The organism is Gelidibacter sp., assembly GCF_039916245.1.
GTDB lineage: Bacteria > Bacteroidota > Bacteroidia > Flavobacteriales > Flavobacteriaceae > Gelidibacter.
Map to the genome: position 1 here is coordinate 1 of NZ_JBDSLS010000263.1, position 8521 is coordinate 8521.

The following is an 8521-nucleotide window of genomic DNA, read 5'->3' on the forward strand; positions in this document are numbered from 1 at the left end:
GCTTACGCCCAAACGCGCCATGTGACCATAATCCCTGAAATTGAAATGCCCGGACATGCACAAGCTGCGATTTCAGCGTATCCCGAATTAGGCTGCACTGGCGAACAAATTAAGGTTGCCGAAACCTGGGGTGTTTTTAATGATATCTACTGTTCAAAAGATGAAACCTTCACATTTTTAGAAAATGTGTTGGACGAGGTTCTAGAACTTTTCCCAAGTGAATACATCCATATTGGTGGCGACGAAGCTCCTAAATCTCATTGGAAAAAATGTGCCAAATGTCAACAACGCATTAAAGACGAAGGTTTAAAAGATGAACATGAACTTCAGAATTATTTTATCACAAGAATTGAAAAATATCTAAATAGCAAAGGCCGACAGATTATAGGTTGGGATGAAATATTGGAAGGCGGATTGGCCCCAAACGCCACAGTCATGTCGTGGCGAGGTATTGATGGCGCTGTGGAAGCCGCAAAACAACATCACAATGTGATCATGACGCCAACATCTCACTGTTATTTTGATTATTACCAATCCGATAACACCGACGAACCTTTAGCAATTGGCGGATTTTTATCTTTAGAAAAAGTATATAGTTTTAATCCGATTCCTGAAGAACTTTCTGAAGAAGAAGCCAAATACGTTTTGGGCGCACAAGGAAATTTATGGACAGAATATATTCCCAACGAAAAACAAGTGGAATATATGGTATTTCCTAGAATGATTGCGATGAGCGAAGTGGTATGGTCGCCAACCGAAAGTAAAAACTATGCTGATTTTGTCGCCCGATTGGAACATTTTCATAAACGCCTGGATGCTTTGGATATTAATTATGCCAATCATTTGAATGAAGTAGAAGGCGAATCAACCCCAAAGGGCTATGAGCTAAAAACCTTCATCCAAAACAAAACGATTCGCTACACGACCGATGGATCAGAACCGAAAATAACTTCAGCAATTTATTCCGAAGCCATTCCAATCAACAAAAACCTCATCATAAAAGCTGCTGTTTTCAACGCTGAAAAACAAATGGGTTCGACATTTACACAACCTATTATTTACCATAAAGCACTTGGAAAAAAAATCAGCGTTAATGTGCAACCAAGTAAAACCTATGCAGGGAGTGGTATTCAAGGATTTATCAACGGCATTTCAGGAAGCGACACTCGCATCAATGATAAGGAATGGTTAGGGTTTGATGGGGTTGATTTAGAAATCACCATTGATTTAGGTGAAGAAATGGACGTGAATTCTATTGAAACCCGATTTTATCAGGCACCTTGGCAATGGATTTATGCGCCGAAAACCATGGAAGTTACATTTGATAAAAAAGATATAAACTCTAGAGCCGAAATTCCAGACGCCGTCGTCTTGCATGCCAATGTAAAAATAGTAATCAATCAAACCACGCGCTATATTTATTTAAAAATCCCAAATTCGGATCTAATTCCTAAAGGTAAACCAGGCGCTGGTCATAAACCTTGGACATTTATTGATGAAATAATAGTTAAATAAAGCCAGACCTGACAGGTTTTTGAAACCTGTCAGGTCTTTAAATTTAAAATGAAATAATTATTAATTAACACAAACCTTTCGATCCTGAAGCTTCAAAGTCAAAGAACAAAAGGTTTTAAAAAAGAGATTCCTGCAGGAGTTTATTGAGCGGAGTCCAAAAGAAAGGAAGTATTATGACACTAGAAATCTGCGCCTCCAATTACCAATCCGCAATCAACGCTCAAAATGCGGGAGCACATCGTATCGAATTGTGCTCCGAATTAGCGGTTGGTGGCATTACCCCTTCTTATGGTTTGATAAAACAGACCTTAAAAAACCTGACGATTCCTGTTTTCGTGCTCATCCGGCCAAGAAGTGGAAATTTCACTTATTCTGATGAGGATTTTGAAATCATGAAAGAGGATATTCAAATTTGTAAAGCATTGGGATGTAAAGGCATTGTTTCAGGTATTTTAAACTTAGATAATACGATTGACATCGAACGCACAAAAGAACTCATAGAACTTTCAAAACCGATGGCTTTTACGTTCCATCGCGGTTTTGACTGGACGCCAAATCCGTTTGAGGCCTTACATATATTGATGGAACTGAAAGTGGATCGCATTCTCACTTCAGGACAAGCGCCCTCCGCTGAAAAGGGAATTTTAATACTTCAACAACTCAAAGAACTAGCGGATGACAAACTCACTATTCTACCTGGATCTGGTATCAACCCGAAAAATATTTTAATTTTTAAAGGTGCAGGATTTAAGGAAGTGCATTGCTCTTCTGTACTTATGCCACAAGTTAAGGCCATGGCGGCTCTCCCAATGAATACGCCCAATTTTTTAAATGATGGACAGGAAATGGCATCAAATATCGAGACCATAGAGTCAATGCTCCAACTTGTCATGAATTAGTCGTTTAACTAATAATTAAAAAATCGATCATTAAGATCTTTTAGTTCCTGAAACCATTCGGTCATTTCCAAAGAAGTCCTTTTTAAGCTGAACATTTGAAAAATCGGCCTCATCCAACAAATCAAGCATTTCAGCTCCTAAATACTGGTTGATTTCAAAAAACAAGTGCCCCTCATCCTTGAGATGTTCACCGGCAAAATCCGTTATCGATTTATAAAAAATGAGCGGCGCATCATCCTCAACGTATAGCGCTAATCCAGGTTCATGTTGTAAAACATTCGCACTCATTTGGGCTTTCTCCAGTTCTCTAACATATGGCGGATTGGAGACAATGATGTCAAATTTAAAATCTTCCAATGCTAAATCCGGATAATTATTTTTCCAGTTTAAAATATCCAATTCAAAAAACTGAACGTCAACCTTATTCAGCTTTGAATTCATTTTAGCAATGGTCAACGCTTTTTTACTGACATCCACGGCATAGACTTTTGCGCTTGGAATATTTCCCGCTAAGGAGATCGCAATGCACCCCGATCCAGTTCCAATGTCAAGAATCGATAACGAGTCTGTTGTTGTTTTTGCTGTGTCAATAATCCATTGCACTAAGTCTTCGGTTTCTGGTCTTGGTATAAGTGTACTTTCTGAAACCTTAAATGGCAATCCGTAAAATTCGGTGGCACCGATAATATATTGAATGGGCTCATGATTCTTAAGCCGTTTGGTCGCATTTTCAAATTTCTACAATTTCTTCCCCGAAATTGGCGCAAAGAGATTTAAAGTAACGTCCAGACGTTTCATCTTCAAGAGATATTCTGCCAGCAAATTGAAAAATGATTGAATTTCAGTATCTGGATACTCTCCTTTTAAGGATGTGTAAAAATTTTCGCGTAGTGTCTTTAATAGCATTATAATGTTTTTATCATCCAAACATCGCAAGAATAATGTCCTGTATCTCCCAACGGACCGTCCAAATACTCAAATCCAGATTTGGCATAAAGCTTTGCAGCATCCGTCATATATGGTAAAGTTTCAAGATAGCATTTTTCAAAACCAAAAGATTTGGCTTTTTGTAAGCACACCTCCATCATTTGAGCGCCCAAACCTTTTCCTCTGGCTTTGGGTAGAAAATACATTTTCTGTAGTTCACAAACATGACCTTCAAAATTATCTAAGGGCGCAATTCCTGCTCCTCCAACAACTTCCCCTTGATCTTCAATGACGAAATAGGCAGCACGCTCCTTAGCATAAGTTTCTGTCATCATATCCAGAGATTGATCCGCATAAGCAGTGCCCACTTTAGGAACTCCCATTTCAATCAATACAGCACGAATGAGCTTCGCCACCTGTACATCATCTCCCTTTTCAATTTCTCTGATCAAGATATCTTTTTTGCTCACGATATTATGTTATTTTTGTCTCGATAATTATCGGGATGAATATACATGAAAAATATATTAAACGCTGCATTGAAATTGCCAAAAATGGATTGGGAACCACAGCTCCAAACCCGATGGTTGGATGTGTTATTGTTCATGATCAAATAATTATTGGCGAAGGCTTTACAAGTCCGTACGGAGGCGCTCATGCTGAAGTCAATGCCATCCATAGCGTAAAAGACCAATCCTTATTAAACGAGGCGACGCTTTATGTGACCTTGGAACCCTGCTCCCATTTCGGAAAAACCCCGCCTTGCGCTGACATCATCAACAAATTTAAAATTCCGAAGGTTGTTATAGGAACGATCGACACCCATAGTAAAGTTGCGGGTAAAGGTGTTCAAATATTAAAAGCTTCAGGATGCGAAGTGATTGTAGGCGTGTTGGAGAGTGAAGTGAAAGCACATCACAAACGCTTTTTTACCTTGCACAACAAGAAACGTCCATACATCATTTTAAAATGGGCAGAATCTGCCGATGGTTTCCTTGCACCAAAGACAAGAAATGAACAAAAACCCGTTTGGATTACCAATGAGCTTTCCAGACAAGTGGTGCATAAATGGCGAACAGAAGAGCAAGCTATCCTTGTGGGAACTCAAACGGTAATTGAAGACAACCCGAGCTTAACCGCAAGGGATTGGGCCGGAAAAAACCCCATACGCGTTGTTATGGATAAAAATTCGCGCTTACCTGACGAAGCTGAAATTTTTGACAATAAGGCATCTACTATTTTGATCAGTGGGAAAGTTGAGTCTCGAAGCACTAAGCACCATAAAACGGAGTTTCTAGATTGGAGCTTAAAGCAAAACATTGCTCAGCAAATTTGCACAATTCTTTATAACAACGATATCAACTCCATCATTATTGAAGGCGGACGTCAAACCCTTCATACTTTTATAGATGAAAATCTTTGGGATGAAGCCCGCATTTTTACGGGAACCACAACTTTCAACGACGGAACGAAAGCCCCACGTATATCTGGGACTTTGATTTCAGATGAAAAAATTATTGATGACATTTTAAGAATATATACGAATGATTAAAAATTTAATATTTGATTTTGGAGATGTATTTATTAATCTCGATAAAAAGGGCGCGATGGACAATGCCCTTAAATTATTCGAAATTGATGCACTTTCTGATGAAATCCATGCGATTAATGCCCTTTATGAACAAGGACTTATTGATACCGAAGAATTTCTAGAGTTTTATCTGGACAACTTCCCACACCTTAATGAAGATTTGCTTTTAGAATCATGGAATAGTATTTTAAAAGACTTCCCAAATCACAGATTAGAGTATTTACAAAAATTGTCTGAAGAGCATAAGTATAAACTCATTTTATTGAGTAACACCAACGAGCTCCATATCAATTGGATCAAAGAAAACGTCGATTTCTATGACGAATTTAAAGCGAATTTTGATGCCTTCTATCTCTCTCATGAAATCCAATTAAGAAAACCGAACGCGAACATTTATGAATTCGTTTTAAATGAAAACAATATAAAAGCTGAGGAATCCTTATTCATTGATGATACTGAAGAAAACATTATTACGGCTTCAAGTTTAGGTATTCACACGTGGCATATCAACCCAGAAATTGATGATGTGACGTCTTTGTTCTCAACCAAAAGTGATTTGTTTTGACCTATCTCATTTCAGCTTCACTAATTCGTTATTCATACATTTTGTAACTTTTGCCTGATATGACAGAAAAAGACACTTACAAAACCATAACAAAACCGTCTGCTGAAGTTTTATTTAAAGACAAAAACAGCAAGTTTTTTGGTTATACATTCCCAGTCAAAACAGAAGATGAAGCCAAAATCCATATTGAAGCCTTAAGAAAACAACACCATTCTGCAAGGCATTGGTGTTACGCCTATCAATTAGGCATCCAGGAAAATCAATACCAATTTAGAGTCAACGACGATGGCGAGCCAAACAATAGTGCAGGAATGCCTATTTACGGACAAATTCAATCCTTTGAAGTAACCAACATATTAATTGTAATCGTCCGCTATTTTGGCGGTGTAAAATTAGGGGTTGGCGGACTTATTAACGCTTACAAAACTGCCGCGCAAATGGCATTAGAGGCGTCAAAAATTGTCGAAAAAACGATAAACCAAGAAATACAACTCAAGTTTGAGTACAAGGACATGAATAAAGTCATGCGTGTCATCAAAGAAAAAGATCTGAAAATCATCAATCAAACTTTAGAATTGAGTTGTCTTATCAACATTTCAGTCCGATTAAAAAATATAAAAAATGTTGTGGAGACTTTTGAGGGGATTTATGGTGTGGAATTAAAATTTTTGAACGAATAATCCTGCAGTTTGTCTAAAAGATATTTCGGGCACCTTGTAGGCCTATTCTTACTGACATCCATAAATACTAAAACAGTATTTCCTAAAGTTAAAATTTCCCCCGCTTCATTTGTAATTTCATAATCAAATTCGATGGTCGCAGAAGGCATTTTCACCAACTGGGTTTTCACCTTAACAACATCATCATAACGCGCTGATTTTTTGAACTTTACATTCAAACTAACCACCGGAAGCAAAACCCCTTGTTCCTCCATACTTTTATAAGATATTCCAAATTTCCGCAACCATTCCACTCTGCCAACTTCAAAATATTGGGCATAATTTCCGTAATACACAATCCCCATTTGGTCGGTTTCAGCATATCTCACTCTAAGTTCAATTTCGTCCGTAATTATTGGTTTTGACATCTTTGTTTGGTTTATTTTTTGTATTTTCAACGCGTTTTAAACATGGGAATTTAATTCTGAATATTCAATAGCATTAGATTTTTTTTTTCAGAATTTTGTTCACATATTTGTCCTTGAAAGTATTCAAGAGAAAACACAAATTTCTCTTTTTTTTTGCAAATCTAACTAACAACAAAAAAATTAATTTTTAAAATGGAATTAACTGCGCAATCGGTTTGGAATAATTGTCTGTCATTCATAAAAGACAACATCCAACCCCAAGCATACAAAACTTGGTTTGAACCTATTACAGCAGTAAAACTTACTGACAACGCATTAAGCATCCAAGTCCCAAGTAAATTCTTTTACGAATGGCTTGAGGAGCATTATGTAAAAATACTAAAAGTAGCCTTAAATAAAGAACTTGGAGAGCGCGCGAAATTGGTCTATGTCATTAAGATGGAAAACACTTATGGTAACAAACAACCTTTTACTGAAAAAATTCCTAGTTCAAATAGAAGTCCTGTAAAATCGCAAGATGTTGATATTCCATTAAAGAATAAAAATCCGGAATTAAAAAACCCATTTATCATTCCTGGAATCAGAAATGTAAAAATTGAATCACAACTCAATCCAAATTACAATTTTGAAAATTTCCTTGAAGGCGACTCTAATCGTTTGGCTAGAAATGCGGGATTGGCAGTGGCCAACAAACCTGGCGGCACATCCTTTAATCCGTTATTGATTTTTGGTGGGGTCGGGCTTGGTAAAACCCATTTGGCACATGCCATAGGTATCGACATTAAGGATAAATACCCTGAAAAAACGGTTCTTTACATTTCTGCTGAAAAATTCACGCAACAGTACATTGATTCGGTAAAGAAGAATAACAGAAATGACTTCATTCATTTTTACCAAATTATTGATGTGTTGATTATTGATGACGTTCAATTTTTATCTGGTAAAACAGGAACACAAGATGTGTTTTTCCATATTTTTAATCATCTACATCAAAACGGAAAACAGGTCATTTTAACAAGTGACAAAGCACCTGTAGACATGCAGGACATTGAACAACGTTTATTATCCCGATTTAAATGGGGTCTTTCTGCAGAGCTGCAAAGTCCAGATTTTGAAACACGGGTCTCAATTTTAAAGAACAAATTATATCGTGATGGTGTTGAAATGCCAGATGATATTATTGAGTATGTTGCTAAATACATCAAAACGAACGTTAGAGAACTTGAAGGCGCGATTATTTCCTTAATCGCTCAATCCTCTTTCAACAAAAAAGAAATCACCATTAGCCTTGCTAAAGAAATTGTTGAAAAGTTTGTCAAAAATACTAAACGTGAAGTTTCGATCGACTATATCCAAAAGGTAGTTTCCGACTACTTCCAAATGGATGTGGATACCTTACAATCAAAAACAAGAAAAAGGCATATTGTACAAGCAAGACAATTAGCGATGTTTTTCGCCAAAAAGTACACTAAAGCATCCTTAGCGAGCATCGGCTCTCAAATTGGGAAACGCGATCACGCCACCGTTCTTCATGCTTGTAAAACAGTTGACAACCTCTCCTCTACTGACAAACAGTTCAGAAAGTATGTTGAGGATATCTCCAAAAAATTAGCCCTTTAATTATACCATTGATAATCTATCACTTCTGAAGTTAGCTTCAAAAGTGATAGATTATTAATAGCTTTCAAATGTCCAACCAATTTAATGGATTTTGAACATCAAACTTTGACACCGAAGAACCTCGCTTCGATCTTCATGCTTCTAGCTTCAAGCTAATGCAGCTATTAGTCAACAACACAAAAATAAAAATACATCATGACAAGAATATTAATGGTTTGTTTGGGGAATATCTGCCGATCCCCATTGGCACACGGCATTCTTGAATCTAAATTGCCTGCTGATAAATTTGAAGTCGACTCTGCTGGTACAGGAAACTA

Annotated in this window: 8 protein-coding genes and 2 pseudogenes; 7 read left to right on the top strand and 3 right to left on the bottom strand. The window is 37.1% G+C overall.

Features of this window, described 5'->3' with window-relative positions:
• Together ABIQ28_RS13615 and ABIQ28_RS13620 are read left to right on the top strand one after the other, a co-directional pair.
• On the top strand, positions 1-1515 hold a 1515-nt coding region (locus tag ABIQ28_RS13615), incomplete at its 5' end, for a family 20 glycosylhydrolase (protein WP_348038227.1).
• 173 nt (positions 1516-1688) lie between these two features.
• A complete protein-coding gene (locus ABIQ28_RS13620) occupies positions 1689-2414 on the top strand; it encodes a copper homeostasis protein CutC (RefSeq protein ID WP_348038229.1) in 726 nt (241 codons plus the stop codon).
• Between the two features lie 30 nt (positions 2415-2444).
• On the opposite strand, the pseudogene prmC reads toward ABIQ28_RS13620, so the two are convergent.
• Together prmC and ABIQ28_RS13630 are read right to left on the bottom strand one after the other, a co-directional pair.
• Positions 2445-3140, bottom strand: a pseudogene (gene prmC, locus ABIQ28_RS13625) (peptide chain release factor N(5)-glutamine methyltransferase); the annotation flags it as partial.
• 179 nt (positions 3141-3319) lie between these two features.
• Positions 3320-3811: a GNAT family N-acetyltransferase gene (locus ABIQ28_RS13630; protein ID WP_348038230.1), complete on the bottom strand. Its 492-nt coding sequence runs from the start codon at positions 3809-3811 to the stop codon at positions 3320-3322.
• Between the two features lie 35 nt (positions 3812-3846).
• Here ABIQ28_RS13630 and ribD point away from each other — a divergent pair, with 35 nt between their 5' ends.
• The 3 genes from ribD to ABIQ28_RS13645 are packed head-to-tail and all read left to right on the top strand — an operon-like array spanning position 3847 to position 6177.
• Positions 3847-4893, top strand: coding sequence for a bifunctional diaminohydroxyphosphoribosylaminopyrimidine deaminase/5-amino-6-(5-phosphoribosylamino)uracil reductase RibD (gene ribD / locus ABIQ28_RS13635; RefSeq protein ID WP_348038231.1), 1047 nt, complete (start codon positions 3847-3849; stop codon positions 4891-4893).
• Positions 4886-5497 carry an HAD family phosphatase gene (locus ABIQ28_RS13640; protein ID WP_348038232.1) on the top strand — a complete coding sequence of 204 codons (612 nt, stop codon included), beginning with the start codon at positions 4886-4888 and terminating at the stop codon, positions 5495-5497. Before ribD ends, ABIQ28_RS13640 begins: the two co-directional genes overlap by 8 nt.
• Before the next feature lie 59 nt (positions 5498-5556).
• Positions 5557-6177 carry a YigZ family protein gene (locus ABIQ28_RS13645; protein WP_348038234.1) on the top strand — a complete coding sequence of 207 codons (621 nt, stop codon included), beginning with the start codon at positions 5557-5559 and terminating at the stop codon, positions 6175-6177.
• Here ABIQ28_RS13645 and ABIQ28_RS13650 read toward each other — a convergent pair.
• Positions 6144-6584, bottom strand: coding sequence for a thioesterase family protein (locus ABIQ28_RS13650; RefSeq protein WP_348038236.1), 441 nt, complete (start codon positions 6582-6584; stop codon positions 6144-6146). The two genes, ABIQ28_RS13645 and ABIQ28_RS13650, sit on opposite strands and share 34 nt — an antisense overlap.
• A gap of 192 nt (positions 6585-6776) precedes the next feature.
• Here ABIQ28_RS13650 and dnaA point away from each other — a divergent pair, with 192 nt between their 5' ends.
• Positions 6777-8204, top strand: coding sequence for a chromosomal replication initiator protein DnaA (gene dnaA, locus ABIQ28_RS13655; RefSeq protein ID WP_348038238.1), 1428 nt, complete (start codon positions 6777-6779; stop codon positions 8202-8204).
• Between the two features lie 195 nt (positions 8205-8399).
• Positions 8400-8521 (top strand): annotated as a pseudogene (locus tag ABIQ28_RS13660) (low molecular weight phosphotyrosine protein phosphatase); the annotation flags it as partial.

Coding starts and splice junctions, on each gene's coding strand:
- ABIQ28_RS13645 (WP_348038234.1), top strand. CDS start 5,557: ATGACAGAAAAAGACACTTACAAAACCATAACAAAACCGTCTGCTGAA.
- ribD (WP_348038231.1), top strand. CDS start 3,847: ATGAATATACATGAAAAATATATTAAACGCTGCATTGAAATTGCCAAA.
- ABIQ28_RS13620 (WP_348038229.1), top strand. CDS start 1,689: ATGACACTAGAAATCTGCGCCTCCAATTACCAATCCGCAATCAACGCT.
- ABIQ28_RS13650 (WP_348038236.1), bottom strand. CDS start 6,584: ATGTCAAAACCAATAATTACGGACGAAATTGAACTTAGAGTGAGATAT.
- ABIQ28_RS13640 (WP_348038232.1), top strand. CDS start 4,886: ATGATTAAAAATTTAATATTTGATTTTGGAGATGTATTTATTAATCTC.
- dnaA (WP_348038238.1), top strand. CDS start 6,777: ATGGAATTAACTGCGCAATCGGTTTGGAATAATTGTCTGTCATTCATA.